This is a genomic window from Cupriavidus sp. 05N39, from assembly GCF_056397325.1.
In genome coordinates this window covers 56,587-78,697 of record NZ_JBFTNE010000041.1, presented here as the reverse complement: position 1 = coordinate 78,697, position 22,111 = coordinate 56,587, and the positions used below count along the sequence as shown (strand labels likewise).

The following is a 22,111-nucleotide window of genomic DNA, read 5'->3' as shown; positions in this document are numbered from 1 at the left end:
CCTTTCAGGCCGGCCGCCACGCTGGCCGCCCACTTCAGGCGGCGACGGCCGGGGAACTGCTCTTCCGGGCCGGCGGCGACTTCATGTTCCAGGCGATTATAAGCCAGAGCAGCAGTACCACGGCACAGCCGAGGAAGACCGCGCCGCGACCTTCGTGCTTGAGCAGCCAGCCACCGACCACACCGCCCAGGAACAGGCCCATCGCCTGCGTGGTGTTGTAAACGCCAAGCGCCGCCCCGCGCGCGGCGGCGGCATAGCGCGACACCAGCGAGGGCTGCATCGCCTCCAGCACGTTGAATGCCACGAAGAACAGCAGCAGCACACCTACGATTCCCCACAAACCGTGCACGGCGGCGAACATCAACTGCACCGCGGTCATCAATCCAACCGCGCCGAGCAGCACCGGGCGCACCTTGCCGTAGCGCTCGGCGGCCATCATTGGCCCGAGCATCAGCACGAACGAGACCAGCACCACCGGCAGGTAGACCTTCCAGTGCTGATCCAGCGGCATGCCGGCGTCGCTGAGCATGGCCGGCACGACCATGAACATGGCCACCTGGGACGCGTGCAAGGCCAGCACGCCGACATTCAGGCGGATCAGGTCCGCATTGAGCAGCACGGCGCGGAACGGCAGCCGCACGGGATGCGGCGGCGGCGGCGTGGGCACCAGGAACAGCGTCACCAGGATCGCGATCACGCCCAGCACCGACATCAGCGTGAAGATGCCCGGCATGCCGATGCTGTGCAGCAGCGGCGAGGCAATCACCAGCGACAGCGCGAAGGTCAGGCCGATGCTGCCTCCCACCATTGCCATGGCCTTGGTGCGGTGCTGCTCGCGGGTGAGATCTGCGATGCAGGCGGTAATGGCGGCGGAGATCGCGCCCATGCCCTGCAGCGCACGGCCGAGGATGATGCCGGTGAGCGTGTCCGAACCGGCCGCCACCAGGCCACCGGCGATGAACAGCAGCAGGCCCGCCACCATCACCGGCTTGCGGCCGACGCGGTCGGACAGCCAGCCCAGCGGAATGTGCAGGAAAGCTTGCATCAGGCCGTAGATGCCCATGGCCAGGCCCACACGCTGGGCGTCGTGTCCGTCGGGCAGGCCGCTGGCGTATTCGGTGAAGACGGGCAGGATCAGGAACAGGCCCAGCATGCGCAGCGCGAAGATGCTGGCCAGCGAAATGCTGGCCCGCAGTTCCATACGGGTCATGCGGTCGCGCCCGGCGGCGGGCTGAACCTTGGAATCGTCGGCCTTGGCCGCATCTTGGGAGGAGCTATGGATCGACGACATTGCGATCGTGGGGAGTTTCTCTGACGGATTGCCGGCTCGTGCACCGCGCACGTACCGCATCACCCCGATGCTGACGGGGCGGCGACAACTTCGATCCATGGCCGGAGCGGAAGTTGCGGCCCCGGAAATTGCGGCCCCTTCTGTCACCGTTGCGCCGGGCGCCCGGCAGGACGGAAGCATCCTTGCCTGACAACCCTCAGCAGCATGCCGGATGTGGGCATTGCAGGACACGTCTGATGGCCCATGCAACCCCCGGAAACCGAAGTTCGGTATATTAACAGGTTTGCTCCGCTGCGCTTTAGGGTCCGGATCGGACGCCGCAAGCCCCGGCGCAGGCTGGCAAAGCCCGGCCTGGGGCTGGCCTGAAGCCGGCTGCAGCCCTGCTGGCATGCTTTTTTCTTGAAATTCCGTGAGACCCGGCCTGTCGACCTGACCGGYGGCCCCGCCTGGCGAAGACAATCGGTATATGGAAGAAATTAGAATCCGTGGTGCCCGTACCCACAACCTGAAGAACATCAATCTCGATCTGCCGCGCAACAAGCTGATCGTGATTACCGGGCTGTCCGGATCGGGCAAGTCCTCCCTCGCTTTCGACACCCTGTACGCGGAGGGCCAGCGCCGCTATGTGGAGTCGCTGTCGGCCTACGCGCGCCAGTTCCTGCAACTGATGGAAAAGCCGGACGTCGACCTGATCGAAGGGCTTTCGCCGGCGATCGCCATCGAACAGAAGGCCACCAGCCACAACCCGCGCTCAACCGTGGGAACGGTCACCGAGATCCACGACTACCTGCGCCTGCTGTACGCCCGCGCCGGTACGCCTTACTGCCCCGATCACAATCTGCCCTTGCAGGCGCAAAGCGTGTCGCAGATGGTGGACGCCGCGCTGGCGCTGCCGGAAGACACCAAACTGATGATCCTTGCGCCGGTGGTGGCCAACCRCAAGGGCGAGCATTCCGACCTGTTCGACACCATGCAGGCGCAGGGCTTCGTGCGCTTTCGCGTGCGTTCGGGCGGCGGCACCACGCATGAGGCGCCGGCCGTGGTCTACGAGGTGGACGCGCTGCCCAAGCTGAAGAAGACCGAGAAACACTCCATCGAGGTGGTGGTGGACCGCGTCAAGGTGCGCCCCGACATCAAGCAGCGGCTGGCGGAATCGTTCGAGACCGCCCTGCGCCTGGCCGACGGCCGCGCCGTCGCGCTGGAGATCGATACCAGCCAGGAGCACGTGTTCAGCTCCAAGTTCGCCTGCCCGATCTGCTCGTACTCGCTCCAGGAACTCGAGCCGCGCCTGTTCTCGTTCAACAATCCGATGGGCGCCTGCCCGACCTGCGACGGCCTGGGCCAGATCACCTTTTTCGACCCCAAGCGGGTGGTGGCCTTCCCCAACCTGTCGCTGGCCTCGGGCGCCATCAAGGGCTGGGACCGCCGCAACCAGTTCTACTTCCAGATGCTGCAGAGCCTGGCGGCCTACTACGAGTTCGAACTCGATACGGCCTTCGAGGACCTGCCGGCCGAGGTGCAGGAAGTCGTGCTGCATGGCTCCGGCGAAGTGGAGATCCCGTTCACCTATATGAACGAGCGCGGCCGCACCACGGTGCGCGAGCATGCCTTCGAGGGCATCATCCCCAACCTGGAGCGGCGTTACCGCGAGACCGACTCGATCGCGGTGCGCGAGGAACTGGCCAAGTACCAGAACAACCAGGCCTGCCCCGCCTGCCATGGCACCCGCCTGCGCACCGAGGCGCGCCATGTCAAGCTGGGCGAAAACGACCAGGCGCGCGCCATCTACGAGATCAATGGCTGGCCGCTGCGCGACGCGCTCACGTATTTCCTTACGCTGGACATGCACGGCGCCAAGCGCGAGATTGCCGACAAGATCGTCAAGGAAATCAGCGCGCGCCTGAACTTCCTCAATAACGTGGGACTGGATTACCTGTCGCTGGAACGCAGCGCCGACACGCTGTCGGGCGGCGAGGCGCAGCGCATCCGGCTGGCTTCGCAGATCGGCTCGGGACTGACCGGCGTGATGTATGTGCTGGACGAACCATCGATCGGCCTGCACCAGCGCGACAACGACCGGCTGATCGGCACCCTCAAGCACCTGCGCGATATCGGCAACTCCGTGCTGGTGGTCGAGCACGATGAAGACATGATCCGCGCCTGCGACTACGTGGTCGACATCGGCCCGGGCGCGGGCGTGCATGGCGGCATGATCGTCGCCGAAGGCACGCCTCTGCAGATCGAGCAATCGGCCAACTCGCTCACCGGCCAGTACATGTCCGGCGCGCGCCGCATCGAGGTGCCCAAGGAGCGCGCCGCGCCCGATGAGGAAAAGCTGCTGCGCATCATCAATGCCACCGGCAACAACCTGCGCAATGTCAGCGCCGATATCCCGGTGGGCCTGCTCACCTGCGTGACCGGCGTCTCCGGCTCGGGCAAGTCGACGCTGATCAACGACACGCTCTACCACGCGGTGGCGCGCCACCTGTACGGCTCCACCGCCGAGCCCGCGGCGCACGACCGCATCGATGGGCTGGAGCACTTCGACAAGGTCATCAACGTCGACCAGAGCCCGATCGGCCGTACCCCGCGCTCAAACCCCGCCACCTACACCGGCCTGTTCACGCCGATCCGCGAGCTGTTCGCCGGCGTGCCGTCGGCCAAGGAGCGCGGCTACGATCCGGGCCGCTTCTCGTTCAACGTCAAGGGCGGCCGCTGCGAAGCSTGCCAGGGCGATGGCSTGATCAAGGTSGAGATGCACTTCCTSCCSGACGTGTACGTGCCYTGCGAYGTCTGCCACGGCAAGCGCTACAACCGCGAAACGCTGGAGRTSCTSTACAAGGGCAAGAACATCCACGAAGTGCTCGACATGACGGTGGAGCAGGCGCACGAGTTCTTCCTGGCGGTGCCGGTGGTCCGGCGCAAGCTGAAAACGCTGCTCGATGTCGGCCTCGGCTACATCCGCCTGGGCCAGTCCGCGACCACGTTGTCGGGCGGCGAGGCGCAGCGCGTCAAGCTGTCGCTGGAACTGTCGAAGCGCGACACCGGCCGCACGCTCTACATCCTGGACGAGCCCACCACGGGCCTGCACTTCCACGATATCGAGCTGTTGCTCAAGGTCATCCACAAGCTGCGCGACCAGGGCAAYACGGTGGTGATCATCGAGCACAACCTCGACGTGATCAAGACCGCCGACTGGCTGCTCGACATGGGCCCCGAAGGCGGCGCCGGCGGCGGCCAGGTGATCGCCAAGGGCACGCCGGAAGCCGTGGCCGCGAGCAAGGCCAGCTTTACCGGCAAGTACCTGGCGCCGCTGCTCGAGCGCCGCTGAGTGGGTGCCGTGCGCCTGGGTTCCCGCCTGATCCTTTGCGCCTGGCAATGCGCGCTGCTGCTCGGCGGCGCCATTGCCGCCAGCCCGGCCGCGGCGCAGGCGACCGTCACACCGATCGACCTGGCCGCGCCGCAGGCGCGCGCGCTCGAAGAGCCAGCCGCGCCAGCGGCATCCGCCCCTTCCACGCAAGCCGCCCGGCCAGCGGAGCCCGCCAGCGCGGCCCAAGCCGCAAGCAATACCGGCGGCGGGATGTTTGCCACCGTGTCCTTGACGACAGGCGGCGCGCTCCTGCTCGCGGCTATCGCAATCATGCTCCGGCACATGCGAAGCCGGCGCCGCAACGGCACGTCCCCGCCGGGCAAGTAGTCCCGCGCGGCACCTTGCATTCGACCCTGCCCGGCCTACCATAGACTGCGAAGGGCCATTCGAAGCCGATCTGACGACTGACGCAGGCCAACGCAGGAGCACGGCCATGGAGTTCATCGTAGTGCCGGTCACCAAGCCCGAGGCGACCAATTTCATCTTTGGACAGTCGCATTTCATCAAGACCGTGGACGATATCCACGAGGCGCTCGTCGGCGCGGTGCCGGGCATCCGGTTCGGCCTGGCGTTCTGCGAGGCCTCGGGCAAGCGCCTGGTGCGCTGGTCCGGCACCGACGATGCCATGATCGACCTGGCCTGCGAGAACGCGATGGCGATCGGCGCCGGCCACAGCTTCCTGCTGTTTCTTGGCGATGGCTTTTATCCCGTCAATGTGCTGACCGCGGTGCGCGCGGTGCCGGAAGTATGCAGGATCTACTGCGCCACGGCCAACCCGACCGAAGTGGTGGTGGCGCAGACCGCGCAGGGGCGCGCGGTGCTTGGCGTGGTCGATGGCGCTTCGCCGCTCGGGCTGGAAACCGAGCTCGACATTGCGTGGCGGCGGGACCTGCTTCGGGAGATCGGCTACAAACTGTAGCCGATCCTCCATGCGGGCCCTTCAGTGCGCCTGCGCGGACGGCATTGCGCGCGTCGGCGGTTCGCTGTCGTCTTCCTTCATGCGGCTGCGGTTAAGCACGCCTGCCTCTTCCAGCACCGGATAGGCAGTGGCGCAGAAGAGCGAATTCAGGCGCTTCAGGTCGCTGATCACATCAAGGTGAAGCGAGCTGGTCTCGATGCTCTCGGCGGTCTGCACGGCGATGCGCTGCAGATGGCTGCGGGCGAACTTGCGCTCCAGATCGCGGAAGGTGGCCTTCTCGGCCATCAGTTGCTGCGCGCTTTTCAGGTCACCGGAGAGGAACACCGACAGCCCCAGGCGCAGGTTGGCCACGACGCGCGCGTGCATCTGCGAGATCTCCTGCATGCCCGCTTCCGAGAACGCCAGGTTATGGGCGATCTTCTTGTCGCGCGCGTCCTGCAGGATACGTTCGATGATGTCCCCGGCGTGTTCGAGGTTGATGGTGAGCGAGATGATTTCAGTCCAGCGCCGGCCATCGCGCTCGTCCAGCGCTTCGAGGCTGATCTGGGTCAGGTAGAGCTTGATCGCGGTATAGAGATCGTCCACCTCGTCGTCGATGCGGCAGGTGGCGGTGGCCAGCTTGGCATCGTTGGTGCGCAGCACGCGCAGCATATTGTCCAGCATCTGCTCGATGCGGTCGCCGATGCGCAGCACTTCGCGCGCGGCATTGGACAGCGCCAGCGCGGGCGTGGGCAGCGCGGCCGGATCAAGGTGGCGCGGAGTGACCTGGCTGTCGCCGGTGTTGCGGCCCGGCAGCACCTTTTCGCACAGGCGTGCCAGCGGACCGGTGGCGCCCAGCAGCAGCACCGCCAGCGCCACGTTGAACAGCAGGTGGAAATTGACCACCAGCCGCTGCGGATCGGCATCGACCAGCGCCAGCAGGTGCTCGGCCTGCCCCAGCAAAGGCAGCGCGATCACGCAGCCGAGCAGCCGCGACAGCAGGTTCCCCAGGGTGACGCGCTTGCCGGGCTGGTTATTGCCGGAGGTGGTCAGCAGCGCGGAGATGCCGGAGCCCAGGTTGGCGCCCAGCACCAGCGCCATCGCCACATGCAGCGACACCACCCCGGCCGAGGCCAGCGCCCCGCAGAACAGCACTACTGCCAGGCTGGAATAGCACAGGATGGTGAGGAAGGCGCCGATCAGCATATCCAGCGTGGGATCGCCGGTGAGCGTACCGAACAGCACCTTGACTCCGGCGGCCTGCACCACGGGCCGGGTGGCGATGGAAATCAGCTCGAGTGCCAGCGTGATCAGCCCGAGGCCGATCAGTACGCGGCCCACGTGGCCGGGCTTGTTGCCCTTCCAGGACAAATGCAGGATCACGCCGACGAAAATCAGCAGCGGCGACAGCCACGAGAGGTCCAGCGAAAACACCTGCACCATGAGCGCGGTGCCGACGTTGGCGCCCAGCATGATGGCCAGCGCCGGGGCCACGGCGATCAGGCCCTGGCCCACGAAGGAACTGACGATGACCGCGGTTGCGTTGCTGCTCTGGACCAGCCCGGTCACGCCGAGGCCGGCGGCAAACGCCGTGAAGCGGTTGGAAATGCTGGAGGAGAGCACGTGGCGCAAGTTGGCGCCATACACGCGCAGGATGCCGACCTTGACAATGTTGGTGCCCCACACCAGCAGCGCCACGCCGGAAAGCAAATGAAGTAGTACGCCCATGGTCCGCCCTAATGTGACCGGTGCCTCCATCGCTTGCGGACGCAAATGCAGATAAGCAAATGCAGATCGCACGATTCCGCCCGGCCATCGTATCGTTGTCAATGGGGCATTATGCTCCCGCGTGCATGTGCGGGCAACGCCATGGACGTATGGCTTGGAAGGGCCGCAACACCGCGCCCCGCCTGGGATGGGCGGAGCGCTGATGATCCCTGGGCAGGCGTCAGTGTCCGTCGAAGCGGCAAACCGTGAACAGCGGCAGGCCGCTGTCGAGCAGGTGGCGCGAGCCTCCCAGCTCGGGCAGGTCGACGATGGCGGCGCCCTCCACCACCGTGGCGCCCAGGCGTTCCAGCAGCTTGCGGCCGGCCATCATGGTGCCGCCGGTGGCGATCAGGTCGTCCACCAGCAGCACGCGGTCACCGGGCTTGCAGGCATCGGCGTGGATTTCGACCGTGGCGCTGCCATATTCGAGCTCGTACTCCTCCGCCACGGTCTGGAAGGGGAGCTTGCCCTTCTTGCGGATGGGCACGAAGCCAAGGTTGAGTTCGTAGGCCAGGATGGCGCCGAGGATAAAGCCGCGTGCGTCGATGCCTGCCACCATGTCAAGCCGGGCGTCCATATAGCGGTGCACGAAGACATCGATCAGTACGCGCAGCGACTTGGGGTCCTGCAGCAGCGGCGTGATGTCGCGGAACATGACACCGGGCTGCGGCCAGTCCGGCACGGTACGGATGCGTTCGCGCAGGTAGTGGGTGACGTCGCCAAGGGCGGACGACTGGATGGTGGTATTGGGCATGGGGACTCGGTCGGACAGCCAGCCGCGGCGGCAGGCTGCATGCGGTAATGGGTTACTACCCGGGCTGCCGCAAACGGCAACACAATGGGCCCAAGGCTCAGGCGGGCCGCACGGGCATTCCGGTGCGGCACCCGGCCTGACAGCCGTAACCATACAGGAGACCGTGATGGCAAAAAAGATCTTGATGCTGGTCGGCGACTATGCCGAAGACTATGAAACCATGGTGCCGTTCCAGGCCTTGCAGATGGTGGGCCACACGGTCCACGCGGTGTGTCCGGACAAGGCCGCCGGCGCCAGCTGCCCCACCGCCATCCACGATTTCGAGGGCGACCAGACCTACAGCGAGAAGCGCGGGCACAACTTCACGCTGAACGCGAGCTTTGCAGATATCGATCCGGCAGCCTACGACGGGCTGGTCATCCCAGGCGGCCGTGCCCCCGAATACCTGCGCCTGAACGAACGGGTGCTGGAGATCGTGCGTCACTTCGCCAGCGCCAACAAGCCGATCGCCGCGGTGTGCCACGGCGCCCAACTGCTGGCCGCGGCCGGCGTGCTGGAAGGCCGGACCTGCTCGGCCTATCCGGCCTGCGCGCCCGAAGTACGCCTGGCCGGCGGCAAGTACGCCGACATCCCGGTCGACCAGGCACACACCGATGGCAACCTCGTGACCGCCCCGGCATGGCCAGCGCATCCGGCCTGGCTGGCGCAGTTCCTTGCGGTCCTGGGCACCCGGATCGTACATTAGAGACTTCCGAACGCGGCCCGCGAGCATACCCTCGCGGGCCGCCACGCACGGGAGTTGTTCTATGTGTGAAATCTTCATCCGGGCCAACCCGCAGTCGTACGAGGGCCAGTCGCGCTCCCTGCGGCTGCACGGGGTGGCCACCAGCATCCGGCTGGAAAGCCTGTTCTGGGAAGTGCTCGAAACGCTGGCGCGGCGCGACGGCATGAGCGTGGGCCAGCTCATCACCCGGCTGCACGACGAACTGACGGCGTACCGGGGCGAGGCGGCGAACTTCACGTCATTCCTGCGCGTGTGCTGCCTGCGCTACCTGCTGCTACAAGGCGAAGGCCGCATCCCCGCCGATCAGAGCGTGCCGGTCGGCTCGCTCGATGCACGGGCCGTGCTGGAAGGCCTGCCGCCATCCTGGGCGGAACCGGCGCGCCCCGCCAGCCGCGCGGCGGCATAAGGCCGCATTCCCTGCGCGGCGTCAGAGTCAACCGGCAAGCATGCGCTGCTCGGCTGCCTCCAGCGCCTCGGGCTGCCCGCGCAGCACCACGATATCGCCCGGCTCCAGCACGGTTTCCGGCTGCGGATCGAACGCGCGGATGCCGCGCCGGCGCACCGCCGTCACCTCCACCCCGATGCGGTCCAGCCCTAGCGCGCCCAGCCGCCGCCCCACCGCCGTGGCCTCGGGGCCGAGCGAGACCGACTGCAGCCGCACCGACTCGCGCTCGACCATATCCTCCTCGTCGTCGCGTCCGTGGAAGTAGCCGCGCAGCAGGCTGTAGCGCGCATCACGCGCCTGTTGCACGCCGCGCACCACCCGCCGCATCGGCACACCCAGCAGCACCAGGGCGTGCGAGGCCAGCATCAGGCTGCCCTCGATGCTTTCCGGTACCACCTCGGTGGCGCCCGCCTTCTGCAGGATGTCGAGCTCCGAGTCGTCCATGGTACGCACGATGACGGGAAGCGCCGGTTCCAGCTCCTGCACGTGGTGCAGCACCTTGAGGGCGGAGGGCGTGTTGTTATAAGTGATGATCAAGGCAGCCGCCCGGTGCAGGCCCGCCGCGATCAGCGCCTCGCGCCGGCCCGCGTCGCCGTACACCACCGTGTCGCCCGCGGCGGCGGCCTCCCGCACCCGATCCGGGTCAAGGTCGAGCGCCACGTAGGTGATGCCCTCCCGCTCCAGCATATGCGCCAGGTTCTGGCCGCTGCGGCCGAAGCCGCAGATGATGGCGTGTTTTTCGGTCTGCAGGCTCTGCGCCGCGATGCGCGTCATATTGAGCGACTGCATCAGCCATTCGTTGGCGGCAAAGCGCAGCACGATGGCGTCGCTGTACTGGATCAGGAACGGCGCCGCCAGCATCGACAGCAGCATCGAGGCCAGGATGACCTGGATCAGCACCGGATCGACCAGGTTCAGGCCATCGATCTGGTTAAGCAGCACGAAACCGAACTCGCCAGCCTGCGCCAGCCCCAGGCCGGTGCGGATCGCTACCCCCTGGCGCGAGCCGAACAGGCGCGCCAGGCCGGCGATCAGCAGCAGCTTGAAGATGATCGGCACGATCAGCAACACCAGCACCAGCCACAGGTGATCGAGCACCACGTGAATATTGAGCAACATGCCGATGGTGACGAAGAACAGCCCCAGCAGCACATCGCGGAAGGGCTTGATGTCCTCCTCCACCTGATGGCGGTACGGCGTCTCGGAGATCAGCATGCCGGCGATGAAGGCCCCCAGCGCCATCGACAGGCCCAGCCGCTCGGTCAGCGCCGCCATGCCCAGCGTGACCAGCAGCAGGTTGAGCATGAACAGCTCCTGCGAGCGGCGCGCCGCCACCACATGGAACCAGCGGCTCATGACCCGCTTGCCGACAAAAAAGATCAGGCTCAGCGCCACCACGATCTTGACCGTGGCCAGGCCGAGCGCCATCGCCATGTCGCCGGGATCGCGCGACAGCGCCGGAATCACGATCAGCAGCGGCACCACCGCCAAGTCCTGGAACAGCAGGATGCTGATGATATTGCGCCCGTGCTCGCTTTCCAGCTCCAGCCGCTCCGACAGCATCTTGGAGACGATCGCGGTGGACGACATGGCCAGCGCGCCGCCCAGCGCCACCGAAGCCTGCCAGGACAGCGGAAACAGCCAGTTGAAGGCCCAGCTCGCCGGTATCACCACCAGCAGCGACAGCACCACCTGCGAGCCGCCCAGGCCGAATACCTGCCGTTTCATGGCTTTGAGCTTGCCCAGGCTGAACTCCAGCCCGATCGAGAACATCAAAAAGACCACGCCGAACTCGGCCAGGTATTTGGTCTGCGCGGTATCGCTGGCCAGCCCGAGCGCGTGCGGCCCGATCAGGATGCCGACCACCAGGTACCCCAGCATCGGCGGTAATTGCAGCATGCGAAAGGCGACCACGCCGAACACGGCGGCGGCCAGCAGCACAAGGGTCAGGTCCAGCGGAGAGTGCATCGGAAGGATCAGGGTACGCCACCACCGGGCCAGGACAACCCGGCTCGGGCGGCCCTGCCGGCGGATTGCGGCAAGCACGGCAGCCGCCCCGGCCGCCCGATCCCAGGAACAGCCCAAGCGCCATCGCATTCGTTGGTATACTTCGTCGCCATGATAGCTAATTTCAATGCGGATCGAGCACTTCGGCTCGCTCGCGAGACCCTCCAGATCGAAGCCGATGCCGTCGCCGCCCTCGCGGGCCGCCTGGACGGCGAATTTGCGCAGGCCGTGCAACTCACTCTGAATTGCAGCGGACGCGTCGTCGTGTCGGGCATCGGCAAGTCGGGACACATCGGCCGCAAGGTCGCGGCCACGCTGGCATCGACCGGCACGCCGGCCTTTTTCGTGCACCCGGCCGAGGCCAGCCATGGCGACCTGGGCATGGTCACGCGCGACGATGTGCTGATTGCCTTTTCCAATTCCGGAGAGACCGCCGAACTGCTGTCGATCGTGCCGATCGTCAAGCGCATCGGCGCCAAGCTGATCTCCGTGACCGGCAACCCCGCCTCCACGCTGGCCAAGCTGGCCGACGCCCACCTCAACGCCGGTGTGGAGAAAGAGGCTTGCCCGCTTAACCTGGCCCCCACCGCCAGCACCACCGCCGCGCTGGCGATGGGCGATGCGCTAGCGGTGGCGGTGCTGGACGCGCGCGGCTTCGGCGAGGAAGACTTTGCCCGCTCGCATCCGGGCGGCGCGCTCGGGCGCAAGCTGCTGACCCATGTGCGCGACGTCATGCGCAGCGGCAACGCAGTGCCCAAGGTACGCGAAAGCACGCCGCTGGCGCAGGCCCTGATGGAAATCACCCGCAAGGGCATGGCCATGACCGCGGTGGTGGATCCGGACGACCACCTGATCGGCGTCTTCACCGACGGCGACCTGCGCCGCCTGCTGGAAACGCCGCGCGACTGGAAGACCGTGCCCATCAGCGAGGTGATGCACCGCTCGCCGCATACGGTGGGGCCGGACCAGCTGGCGGTGGAAGCCGTGCAGGTCATGGAGGCGAACCGCATCAACCAGATGCTGGTGGTCGATGCCGACCAGCGCCTGGTCGGTGCCCTGCACATCCACGACCTGACCCGCGCCAAGGTCATCTGAGAGCACCCACAAACTATGCGGGATATCCTGTCCTCCCTGAGCCGGCTAGGAATGCGCGCCTTGCCGCTGCTGTTGATGGCGCTAGTGGCGGGCAGCACTTTCTGGCTGGTGCAGGTCAATTCCCCGAAAGAAGCCGCCACCGGGCCGGTGGGCAAGAAGCATGAGCCCGATTACTACATGGTCCGCTTCTCCGCCACCGAACTGGCCGAGGACGGCAACACCAAGATGCGGTTCACCGGCGACAAGATGATCCACTTCGAGGACGACCAGACCTACGAAGTGACGCGTCCGGCCATGCGCGCCTACGAAATCGACCGCCCGCCTGTCACGGGCCACTCCGATCGCGGCACGATGAACGCGGCAGGCTCGGTGATCGACCTGTTCGGCAATGCCTTTATCGTGCGTGCCCAAGGGCCGGACCCGGCCAAGGATCCGCAGATGACAGCCGCCTCGGAGTATTTCCAGGTGCTGATCAACGATGACATCGTGAAGACCGACAAAGCCGTCAAGCTGACCCGCGGCCCGTCGGTGATGACGGCAAACGGGCTGATCTTCAACAATGTCACCCGCGAAGTACAATTGCTGGGTAACGTACGCGGCACCATTATTACGGGGCCGCCGGCGAGTCCCGCGAAGTAGCCCAGATAACAAAGACCCGAGAGGCTGTTGCCAGATGAAGCGAAGCAGTGCTGGCCAGGCGAGCGGGCGCAAACGGTACCCAGGCGGGTGCCGCCCGCGCAGCCCCGCCCGCCTTGCCCGGAAACAGCCGCCAGGAAACGAAGCCGCCCGCGGGCCACAGCCGTCCGCGCCAACCGCCATCACGCCAACATGAATTCACTCCTGACGACATCGTCCTGTCGCCGCCGCAGCACGGCCGCTTTGCTGACGCTGGCAGCCGTCCTCGGCCTCACGCTGGCCGCGCCCGCCAGCGCGGAGAAAGCCGACCGCGAGAAACCGCTGGTACTGGAAGCCGACAACGCCAGCTATGACGACGTCAAGCAGGTTTATGTGCTGACTGGCAACGTGGTGCTGACCAAGGGCACCATGGTGTTGAAATCCGACGCGGCCGAAGTGCGCACCGATCCCGAGGGCTACCAGTACGCCGTGGCTACGTCCAAGGGCGGCAAGCAGGCTTATATCCGCCAGAAGCGCGACAACGTCGACGAATACATCGACGGCTGGGGCGACCGCATCGAGTATGACGGCAAGCAGGAGCTGTCCAAGCTGATCGGCCGCGCACGCATGGCGCGGCTGGCCGGCGCCAAGCTGGTCGACGAGATCCGCGGCGCAGTGATCACCTACGACAGCCGCAACGAGTTCTACACCGCCAGCGGCGGTACGGAGAACGCGACGGCGGGCAGCCCGTCCGGTCGCGTGCGCGCCGTGTTGTCGCCGCGCCAGGAGCAACCCGCCAGCGGCGCCGCCGGCGCCCCGCTGCCGCTCAAGCCTGCGCCCGCCCCCGTCAATCCCTGACGCCGCCGCGTCGCCCGATCCACGGATTCAGCCTTCATGACCGTTACCCAAACCGCACCCTCCCAGCCCGCCACCCTGAAGGACAGCAGCACGCTGGTCGTGCGCCACCTGAAAAAGCGCTACGGCTCGCGCACGGTGGTCAAGGATGTGTCCCTCGACGTAAAGAGCGGCGAGGTGGTCGGACTCCTGGGGCCCAACGGCGCGGGCAAGACCACCTCCTTCTACATGATCGTGGGACTGGTGGCGCTGGACGAGGGCGACATCGTGCTCGACGACAAGCACATCAGCGGCCTGGCCATTCACGAACGGGCACGCATGGGCCTGTCCTATCTGCCGCAGGAAGCTTCGGTGTTCCGCAAGCTGAATGTGCAGGAGAACATCCGCGCGGTACTGGAATTGCAGATCCAGGACGGCAAGCCACTTGGCAAGGCCGAACTCGAGCGCCGGCTGGACACGCTGCTCGATGACCTCCAGATTGCCCACCTGCGCGACAATCCGGCGCTTTCGCTGTCAGGCGGCGAACGCCGCCGCGTGGAAATCGCCCGCGCCCTGGCCTCGGCGCCCCGCTTCATCGCCTACATCATCAGCGAAGGCGCCGTGCTGGCCTCGGGCCGGCCTGAAGACATCATCGCCAACGAGTCGGTGCGCAAGGTCTACCTGGGCGAGAATTTCCGCATGTAACGCGGCGCGCCACAGCAAGCGGCAGCTGCGGCGACCTTGTGCCCAAGGTGGCTCCGGTGTCGCCTTTTACCCTGCAACGATCACGGCGTCATCAGCGATAGCAATTTCCGTTCCACCGGCACGGAAGTTGGGCATAAAATAGGTCGCATGAAACCGTCGCTACAGCTCCGCCTCTCGCAGCATCTCGCGCTCACGCCGCAACTCCAGCAGTCGATCCGGCTGCTGCAACTGTCCACGCTCGAACTGCAGCAGGAAGTGGAACAGGCGCTGACCGAGAACCCTTTGCTCGAACGCGAGAACGACTGGCTCGACAGCCCGTTGCGCGTTGCCGCCGACGGCTCGGTCAACATGCAGAGCGCTCCCGCGCCGGCGCCCGCCGACGGCCAGGGCACCAGCGAGAACCGCCCCGACGGCGCGCCCGAGGCCGAAGACAGCTATTCCGACAGCAACGAGGACTACGGCAACGACTGGAGCCTCGACGACTTCGCCCGCCGCCCGCAAGGCGACGACGACGAAAAGACCCCGATGCAGTTGCGCGACGCCGAACCCACGCTGCGCGAACATCTGATGGAACAGCTCGCGCCGCTGAAAATTTCGTTGCGCGACAAGGGGCTGGCCATCTTCCTGGTCGAGTCGCTGGACGACGACGGCTACCTGAGCGCCTCGCTCGAGGAAATCTGCAGCGAACTGCCGGATGAACTTGAATTCGAGGTCGACGAGATCCACGCCGTCCTTACCCTGCTGCAGAGCTTCGATCCGCCTGGTGTCGGCGCACGCAATGCGGCCGAATGCCTGGCGCTGCAATTGCGCCGCATCAAGCACCCGCAGCGCGACCTGGCGCTGACCATTGTCACCAATCACCTGGAACTGCTCGCGGTGCGCGACTACACGCGCCTGAAAAAAGCGCTGCAGGTGGACGAGCCGGAATTGAAGTCGGCGCATGAACTGATCCGCTCTCTGGCGCCTTATCCGGGCCATGCGTACAGCCGCCCCGAAGCCGACTTCGTCGTGCCCGATGTTTTTGTCCGTAAACTGAATGGCGGCTGGATCGCGCAGCTCAATCCGGATGTGATGCCGCGGCTACGTATCAACGACATGTACGCGCAGATATTGCGCGGTGCAAAAGGCGATGCGGGTGCTGCGGGACTGCAGCAAAAACTGCAGGAGGCACGCTGGTTGATCAAGAATATCCAGCAAAGGTTCGACACGATATTGCGCGTTGCACAAGCTATTGTCGAACGTCAAAAGAACTTCTTCACCCACGGTGAAATTGCGATGCGCCCCTTGGTTTTGCGGGAGATTGCCGATACACTGGGTTTACACGAGTCCACCATCTCTCGGGTGACTACCAATAAATACATGGCAACGCCGATGGGGACTTTCGAGCTGAAGTATTTCTTCGGCAGTCACGTATCCACAGAAACCGGCGGCGCGGCCTCGTCAACGGCAATTCGTGCGTTGATCAAGCAACTGATAGGAGCCGAAGACGCCAGGAATCCCTTGTCCGACAGCCGGATTGCCGAATTGCTCGGCGAGCAAGGCTTCGTAGTGGCACGACGCACCGTTGCCAAATACCGCGAGGCGCTCAAGATTCCGGCAGTTACTCTCCGCAAGACTTTGTAGCCGAGTTGCATCGCCTGCCTGGTGCAACTCTTTCAGAAGGAGAAACGCTATGAACTTCAAGATCAGTGGACACCACTTGGACATCACGCCCCCGCTGCGTGAGTACGTGGAAACGAAACTGGAGCGTATCGTCAGGCATTTTGATCAAGTCATTGGCGTAAGTGTGCTGCTCTCTGTCGACAATACAAAAGAAAAGGACCGGCGGCAGTACGCGGAAATCAATCTACATCTCAAGGGCAAGGACATCTTTGTCGAAGCGCATCATGAAGACCTGTATGCCGCTATCGACGCGCTCGTCGACAAGCTCGACCGGCAGGTGATTCGCCATAAGGATCGCGTGCAAAGCCACGACCGCGAAGCGGTCAAGTATCAGATGGCCGCATCGCAGATGCAGCAATGACCGTGCCTGGTGGCCCACAGACCGGGCCGCCGGTGTCACTCCCTTGAAACCGGAATCAAGCCGCGCCCATAGCGCGGCTTTTTCGTTCCTGGCGCTCATCCGGGACCACGCGGGGGATTCCGCAACGCATATGGACCGGTGTATGCTGTGCAATACATAGTTCTCAAGCTCAACGATTTTTCCGTGCACGCGGCACCGCTTCCGCGCATCGGGTATTGCAATGCACAAGGCGGGGGCGGGCCTGCTCTATAATGGCCAGACGCCCGACACCGGCAGGGGGACACCCGGTGAAACTTCGGACCTTGGTTTTTTCTTCTTTTTTGCCCGGCGCGATGCCTCCCGGCCCCGGGCCTGCTTACTAGAAAACCCTGCGCATTCCACATGAATCGTTTGGCTAAATTGCTGCCACCCGGCAACATCAACCTCGACGTCAGCGTCACCAGCAAGAAGCGCGTGTTCGAACAGGCCGGGCTCCTCTTCGAGAACAACCATGGCGTGGCGCGCGCTACCGTGACCGACAACCTGTTCGCCCGCGAATCGCTGGGGTCCACTGGTCTTGGCGCCGGGGTTGCCATTCCGCATGGCCGCATCAAGGGACTGAAGCAGCCACTTGCCGCCTTCATGCGCCTGGCCGAGCCGATCCCCTTCGAATCTCCCGACGGCAAGCCGGTAGCGCTGCTGATCTTCCTGCTGGTGCCCGAACAGGCCACCCAGCAACATCTGGAGATTCTCTCGGAGATCGCCCAGCTGCTGTCCGACCGCGAGATGCGCGAAGGACTGGCTACCCTGCCCACCCCCGATGACGTGCACCAGTTGCTGACGCAATGGCACCCCTGACCGGCCTCGGCGATCTTTACGCAGGCGAGCGGGGCAATTGTCCCCGCTGTCTGAAAGCTCGCTCCTGAAAGCACCCGCATGGAACTCACTGGCGTCACCTCGCAGTCGATCTTCGACGACAACGCAGCCGATATCAAACTCTCCTGGGTAGCCGGCCTGGAAGGCGCCGACCGGGCGTTCGATGTCGAATTCGCACGTGAAGCCACTTCCGCGGCCGATCTCGTCGGCCACTTGAACCTGATCCACCCGAACCGGATCCAGGTCCTGGGCAAGCCCGAGATCACGTATTACCAGCGTCTCGACGACGAGATGCGCAAGCGCCAGATGGGTGAGCTGATCCTGCTGGAACCGCCCTTCCTGGTGATTGCCGACGGCATGGAGCCACCGCCCGACCTGGAACTGCGCTGCACGCGTTCCTCCACGCCCTTGTTCACTACGCCGGTGTCCTCGGCGGCGGTGATCGATCACCTGCGCCTCTACCTGTCGCGCATTTCCGCGCCACGCGTGACCATGCACGGCGTATTCCTCGACATCCTCGGCATGGGCGTGCTGGTGATGGGTGAATCCGGCCTGGGCAAGAGTGAGCTCGGCCTGGAGCTGATTTCACGCGGACATGGGCTGGTGGCGGACGATGCCGTGGATTTTGTCCGGCTCGGACCCGATTTCATTGAAGGCCGCTGCCCGCCCCTGCTGCAAAACCTGCTTGAAGTGCGCGGCCTGGGCCTGCTCGACATCAAGACGATCTTTGGCGAGACCGCGGTGCGCCGGAAGATGAAGCTGAAACTGGTGGTGCAGCTGGTGCGCCGCAACGACGGCGAATTCGAACGCCTGCCGCTGGATTCCCAGTATCTGGATGTGCTCGGCCTGCCCATCCACATGGTCAAGATCCAGGTGGCGGCCGGCCGAAATCTCGCCGTGCTGGTCGAGGCCGCCGTCCGCAACACCATCCTGCGCCTGCGCGGCATCGACACGCTGCGCGATTTCATGGACCGCCAGCGCGCCGCGATGCAAGCCGATGTGGCATCGCGGGGCCAGGGCCGGCTACTCTAGGCAGCCAGCGCCGTGCCTGGGCTGTTTCAATTGATTGCATTCGTCCGCGCTTCCGTCGTCAACGCGTTTGGGGCACAGGCCGTTTTGTGCAGTAATGGACATTGAGCCCAGCCCGAGTTGCCGCGCCGACATGGCCAGCAGCCATGAAGTTTTCCACAGCCAGGAGAGCAAGCATGAAGAGAATGATCGCGATGTGCGTGCTGGTAGCCCCGCTTTTCGCCAGCGGCGCCTTCGCCCAGAATGCACCGGCCGCAGCAACCGCAACGCCCGCGGCACCCGCAACGTCCGCAAAACCGGCAGCACCGGCAGCACCGGCGGCGCCCGCGGCGACAAACTCCCAACAGGACAAGATGAAGGCCTGCAAYACGCAGGCCRCCGGCAAGAAGGGCGACGAGCGCAAGGMSTTCATGAGCGACTGCCTCTCCAACAAACCCGCCGCCGCTCCCGCCAAGAACAGCCAGCAGGAAAAGATGACGGCGTGCAACAAGGACGCTACCGGCAAGAAGGGCGACGAGCGCAAAGCCTTCATGAGCGAGTGCCTCTCCAAGTAAGCCCCCGCGTCACTTAGCATGCGGACATGCGAAAATGGCGAACCCTTCGGTTCGCCATTTTTGTTGGCGCCTCGCCGTCATGACGGCGTCATCACCTGATGTTATGCTTGTCGTGCTATGCGCATCATACTTATCACCGGAATCTCCGGCTCCGGCAAATCCGTTGCCTTGAACGTACTGGAAGACGCAGGTTACTACTGCGTTGACAACCTGCCGGCTCAGTTTATTCCGGCGCTGGCCCAGTATCTCGCAAGCCAGGGTTACACCCATCTTGGCGTCGCTACCGACATCCGCAGCCGCGAATCGCTGGACGAATTGCCCGGCACGCTGCGCAACCTCGCCTCCGAACACCAGGTCCGGGTGGTTTTCCTGACCGCCAATACGGATGCGCTGGTGCAGCGATACTCGGAAACGCGGCGGCGCCACCCGCTGTCGATGCGTATCGACAAGGCGACCCTCTCGGCCAATGCCGAACCTGCGGGCGTTGCAGACAATGCGCTCGATGCGCCATACAACGACACGTCCCTGATCGAAGCCATCGAGATGGAGCGCGAGCTGCTCAGCCCGCTGGCGGAGGCCGCGCACCGTATCGACACCAGCAACGTGCGCACCAATACGCTGCGCGCGTGGATCAAGGAATTCGTGCGCGGCGATGACCTGAAACTCACCTTGCTGTTCGAATCGTTTGGCTTCAAGCACGGCGTGCCCAGCGATGCCGACCTGGTGTTCGATGTCCGCTCGCTGCCCAACCCCTACTACGACCTGGCCCTGCGCCCGCTGACCGGACGCGACGAGCCCGTGATCGACTTCCTGCAGAGCCAGCCGATGGTGCTGGCCATGGCCGATGACATCCGCGCCTACGTGGAAAAGTGGCTGCCAAGTTTCATCGCGGACAATCGCAGCTACCTGACCGTCGCCATTGGCTGCACGGGCGGCCAGCACCGCTCCGTGTACATCGCTGAAAGACTTGCCAACTATTTTCGCGCCCATGGTAATGTGCTGGTGAGACACCGCGAGCTCGCACCCGGCGGCTGAAGGCCGCAGCTGCAGGTTTCGCGGCCAGGCTCGGCAATTCCCGCCCGAAACTCTGCTGGCTCAGCATGTCCTCACACGCCACGCCCGGCTCATCCGCTTCGACCACCGCTTCGTCCGGTACATCGTCGGTACCGCCTGCGCTGGATGGCCTGCCGCTGTTTCCGCTGCACACCGTACTCTTTCCGGATGGCCTGCTGCCGCTGCGCGTTTTTGAAGCACGCTATGTGGATATGGTGCGCGCTTGCATGCGCGATCACACACCTTTCGGCGTCTGCCTGATCGCCAGCGGCAACGAGGTCGCCCGCCCCAATGAACCCACCATGCCCGAGACCATCGGCTGCCTGGCGGATATCGTCGACTGCAATATGGAGCAGCTTGGCGTGCTGCTGATCAGTGCGCGCGGGCGCCAGCGCTTCCGGCTGATAGGCCACAGTGTGCGCGCCGATGGTTTGCTGGTGGGTCAGGCGGAATTGCTGCCGCCCGACATCAWCGACTGCAAGCTTGAACTGCTGGGCGAATGCCTTGCTGTGCTGCGCCGTATCGTCGCCTCGCTCCACGCGGAGCATCCGGGCAAGCTTCCGTTTGCAGAGCCGTTCCTGTGGGATGACCCGAGCTGGGTGGCCAATCGGCTATGCGAGTTGCTGCCCGTGCCGCTCAAGGCCAAGCAGATGCTGATGGCGCTGCCGGACGCGGGGATGCGGATCGAGATCGTGCACAAGTACATGCGTCAACACCATATTCTCTGAGCCTCCCACGCGGCAAAGGGCTTTAGCTTTAGAACAATCCCCCCAGCGCCTGTGCTTCGAGCAGCTTGCGCACCGGTGCCGGTGTGCCCACCGCATCGAGATCGTCCAGCGAGAGCCAGCGTAGCGGAGTGCCATCGGCTGCGTCGTGGGCGCTCAGGCCGGTGACGTCCACGCGGATGGCGCGGATCAGCAGGCGGAAGTGGGTGAAGACGTGGGTGAGTTCGCCGACCATGCTGGCGGTGCCGGGCGTGCCGAAATCGCGGGCGCGTTCGCGGGCGGCGTCTTCGGCCAGTTCGGCATCGAAGGGCACGGTATCCACCGGCATTTCAGGCAGGCTCCAGAGGCCGCCCCAGATGCCGCTGTCGGGTCGCAACGCCAGCAGGACTTCACGGCCGCGCCGGACCAGCAGCATGACGGTGCTGCGCTCGGGAATGGCGGCACGCGGTTTCGGCGTGGGCAGCGCGGCGGTCAGGCCGTCCCGGCGCGCCACGCAGTCGCTGGCCAGCGGGCACGACGCCGCGGCAGCAAGGCAGGCCGGCTTGCCGCGCGAACAGACGGTGGCGCCGAGATCCATTACGCCCTGGGTATAGGACACCATGTCCTCGGCCTGTCCAGGCCCCTTCGGGGGCAACACCTCCTCCGCGATTTGCCACATGCGGTTCTCCACCGCCTTGACGCCCGGATGGCCGTGGATGCCGAAGAACCTAGCGAAGACGCGCTTGACATTGCCGTCCAGGATGGGGGATCGCACGCCAACACTGAAGGCGGCCACGGCCGCCGCGGTCGAGCGGCCGATGCCGGGCAGCGTCACCAGCACCTCGGGATCGGTAGGAAACACGCCGCCGTGCTCGCTCATCACGCTCTTGGCGCAGCGGTGCAGGTTGCGCGCGCGCGAGTAATAGCCAAGCCCTGCCCAGAGCGCCATCACCTCGTCCGCGCTAGCCTCCGCCAGAGCGGCAACGGTAGGCAGGCGGCCGACGAAACGCTGGAAATACTCGATCACCGCGCTGACCTGGGTCTGCTGCAGCATGATCTCCGACAACCAGATCCGGTAAGGGTCGCGGGTGTTCTGCCACGGCAAGTCATGGCGCCCGTGCAGGCGCTGCCAATCCACCACGCGCGTGGCGAAATCGGCGGGAACGGCGGGAACGGCGGGAACGGCGGCCAGGGAAAGATCGGTGGAAGAAACGGCGGGAGTAGCGGCTGGCTTGCGGGGCATCGGGAACGTGACGGAAAAGGCGGCAGCGCCGGAAGCGGCGGCGCGTCATGATACCGCCTTGCCGCCTCCGGCACCGCGCGCCAGC

Annotated in this window: 21 protein-coding genes; 16 read left to right on the top strand and 5 right to left on the bottom strand. The window is 65.2% G+C overall.

The window, feature by feature from the left end; translation table 11 throughout:
• Positions 1-34: 34 nt before the first annotated feature.
• A complete protein-coding gene (locus tag AC1DN0_RS20535; RefSeq protein ID WP_441627043.1) occupies positions 35-1,291 on the bottom strand; it encodes an MFS transporter in 1,257 nt (418 codons plus the stop codon).
• Between the two features lie 466 nt (positions 1,292-1,757).
• Here AC1DN0_RS20535 and uvrA point away from each other — a divergent pair, with 466 nt between their 5' ends.
• The 3 genes from uvrA to AC1DN0_RS20520 all read left to right on the top strand — a co-directional run bounded on the left by uvrA (position 1,758) and on the right by AC1DN0_RS20520 (position 5,580).
• Positions 1,758-4,622, top strand: coding sequence for an excinuclease ABC subunit UvrA (gene uvrA / locus AC1DN0_RS20530; RefSeq protein ID WP_477145955.1), 2,865 nt, complete (start codon positions 1,758-1,760; stop codon positions 4,620-4,622).
• A gap of 9 nt (positions 4,623-4,631) precedes the next feature.
• A complete protein-coding gene (locus AC1DN0_RS20525) occupies positions 4,632-4,988 on the top strand; it encodes a hypothetical protein (protein ID WP_441627039.1) in 357 nt (118 codons plus the stop codon).
• A gap of 106 nt (positions 4,989-5,094) precedes the next feature.
• Entirely contained in the window at positions 5,095-5,580 is a 486-nt protein-coding gene (locus AC1DN0_RS20520; protein ID WP_035868363.1) for an adenosine-specific kinase, read from the top strand.
• A 21-nt stretch (positions 5,581-5,601) separates the two neighbouring features.
• On the opposite strand, the gene AC1DN0_RS20515 is transcribed toward AC1DN0_RS20520, so the two are convergent.
• Together AC1DN0_RS20515 and AC1DN0_RS20510 are read right to left on the bottom strand one after the other, a co-directional pair.
• Positions 5,602-7,287, bottom strand: a complete 1,686-nt coding sequence (locus AC1DN0_RS20515) for a Na/Pi cotransporter family protein (RefSeq protein ID WP_441627037.1) — start codon at positions 7,285-7,287, stop codon at positions 5,602-5,604.
• 220 nt (positions 7,288-7,507) lie between these two features.
• Positions 7,508-8,080, bottom strand: coding sequence for an adenine phosphoribosyltransferase (locus AC1DN0_RS20510; protein ID WP_441627035.1), 573 nt, complete (start codon positions 8,078-8,080; stop codon positions 7,508-7,510).
• 166 nt (positions 8,081-8,246) lie between these two features.
• On the opposite strand from AC1DN0_RS20510, the gene AC1DN0_RS20505 reads away from it, so the two are divergent.
• Both AC1DN0_RS20505 and AC1DN0_RS20500 read left to right on the top strand, forming a co-directional pair.
• A complete protein-coding gene (locus AC1DN0_RS20505) occupies positions 8,247-8,825 on the top strand; it encodes a DJ-1/PfpI family protein (RefSeq protein ID WP_428180117.1) in 579 nt (192 codons plus the stop codon).
• Between the two features lie 61 nt (positions 8,826-8,886).
• Complete coding sequence (locus tag AC1DN0_RS20500; RefSeq protein WP_035868349.1) at positions 8,887-9,270, top strand: ribbon-helix-helix domain-containing protein; 384 nt, start codon at positions 8,887-8,889, stop codon at positions 9,268-9,270.
• A 27-nt stretch (positions 9,271-9,297) separates the two neighbouring features.
• Here AC1DN0_RS20500 and AC1DN0_RS20495 read toward each other — a convergent pair whose 3' ends face one another.
• On the bottom strand, positions 9,298-11,277 hold the full coding sequence (locus AC1DN0_RS20495) for a monovalent cation:proton antiporter family protein (protein WP_428180116.1): 1,980 nt from the start codon (positions 11,275-11,277) through the stop codon (positions 9,298-9,300).
• Positions 11,278-11,427: 150 nt separating this feature from the next.
• Between AC1DN0_RS20495 and AC1DN0_RS20490 the strand changes: the two genes are divergently transcribed.
• The 11 genes from AC1DN0_RS20490 (at position 11,428) to AC1DN0_RS20440 (ending at position 20,807) form a co-directional block, all read left to right on the top strand.
• Entirely contained in the window at positions 11,428-12,411 is a 984-nt protein-coding gene (locus AC1DN0_RS20490; protein WP_035868380.1) for a KpsF/GutQ family sugar-phosphate isomerase, read from the top strand.
• Positions 12,412-12,426: 15 nt separating this feature from the next.
• Positions 12,427-13,050, top strand: a complete 624-nt coding sequence (lptC, locus tag AC1DN0_RS20485) for an LPS export ABC transporter periplasmic protein LptC (protein ID WP_441627032.1) — start codon at positions 12,427-12,429, stop codon at positions 13,048-13,050.
• A gap of 189 nt (positions 13,051-13,239) precedes the next feature.
• Positions 13,240-13,884, top strand: coding sequence for a lipopolysaccharide transport periplasmic protein LptA (lptA, locus tag AC1DN0_RS20480; RefSeq protein ID WP_035868341.1), 645 nt, complete (start codon positions 13,240-13,242; stop codon positions 13,882-13,884).
• A 36-nt stretch (positions 13,885-13,920) separates the two neighbouring features.
• The gene (locus AC1DN0_RS20475) at positions 13,921-14,565 is read left to right on the top strand and encodes an LPS export ABC transporter ATP-binding protein (protein WP_477145954.1); all 645 of its coding nucleotides are present in this window, start codon (positions 13,921-13,923) and stop codon (positions 14,563-14,565) included.
• A gap of 147 nt (positions 14,566-14,712) precedes the next feature.
• A complete protein-coding gene (locus AC1DN0_RS20470; protein WP_441627029.1) occupies positions 14,713-16,188 on the top strand; it encodes an RNA polymerase factor sigma-54 in 1,476 nt (491 codons plus the stop codon).
• A 49-nt stretch (positions 16,189-16,237) separates the two neighbouring features.
• Positions 16,238-16,588 carry a ribosome hibernation-promoting factor, HPF/YfiA family gene (hpf, locus tag AC1DN0_RS20465; protein WP_006159435.1) on the top strand — a complete coding sequence of 117 codons (351 nt, stop codon included), beginning with the start codon at positions 16,238-16,240 and terminating at the stop codon, positions 16,586-16,588.
• 381 nt (positions 16,589-16,969) lie between these two features.
• Complete coding sequence (gene ptsN, locus AC1DN0_RS20460) at positions 16,970-17,425, top strand: PTS IIA-like nitrogen regulatory protein PtsN (RefSeq protein ID WP_006159436.1); 456 nt, start codon at positions 16,970-16,972, stop codon at positions 17,423-17,425.
• 78 nt (positions 17,426-17,503) lie between these two features.
• A complete protein-coding gene (hprK, locus tag AC1DN0_RS20455) occupies positions 17,504-18,475 on the top strand; it encodes an HPr(Ser) kinase/phosphatase (RefSeq protein ID WP_006159437.1) in 972 nt (323 codons plus the stop codon).
• Between the two features lie 173 nt (positions 18,476-18,648).
• The gene (locus tag AC1DN0_RS20450; RefSeq protein WP_477145953.1) at positions 18,649-19,026 is read left to right on the top strand and encodes a PsiF family protein; all 378 of its coding nucleotides are present in this window, start codon (positions 18,649-18,651) and stop codon (positions 19,024-19,026) included.
• A gap of 117 nt (positions 19,027-19,143) precedes the next feature.
• Positions 19,144-20,061, top strand: a complete 918-nt coding sequence (rapZ, locus tag AC1DN0_RS20445; protein ID WP_477102597.1) for an RNase adapter RapZ — start codon at positions 19,144-19,146, stop codon at positions 20,059-20,061.
• A 65-nt stretch (positions 20,062-20,126) separates the two neighbouring features.
• Positions 20,127-20,807, top strand: a complete 681-nt coding sequence (locus AC1DN0_RS20440; RefSeq protein WP_477145952.1) for an LON peptidase substrate-binding domain-containing protein — start codon at positions 20,127-20,129, stop codon at positions 20,805-20,807.
• Between the two features lie 28 nt (positions 20,808-20,835).
• On the opposite strand, the gene mutY is transcribed toward AC1DN0_RS20440, so the two are convergent.
• Complete coding sequence (gene mutY / locus AC1DN0_RS20435) at positions 20,836-22,026, bottom strand: A/G-specific adenine glycosylase (protein WP_441627020.1); 1,191 nt, start codon at positions 22,024-22,026, stop codon at positions 20,836-20,838.
• Positions 22,027-22,111: the final 85 nt, after the last annotated feature.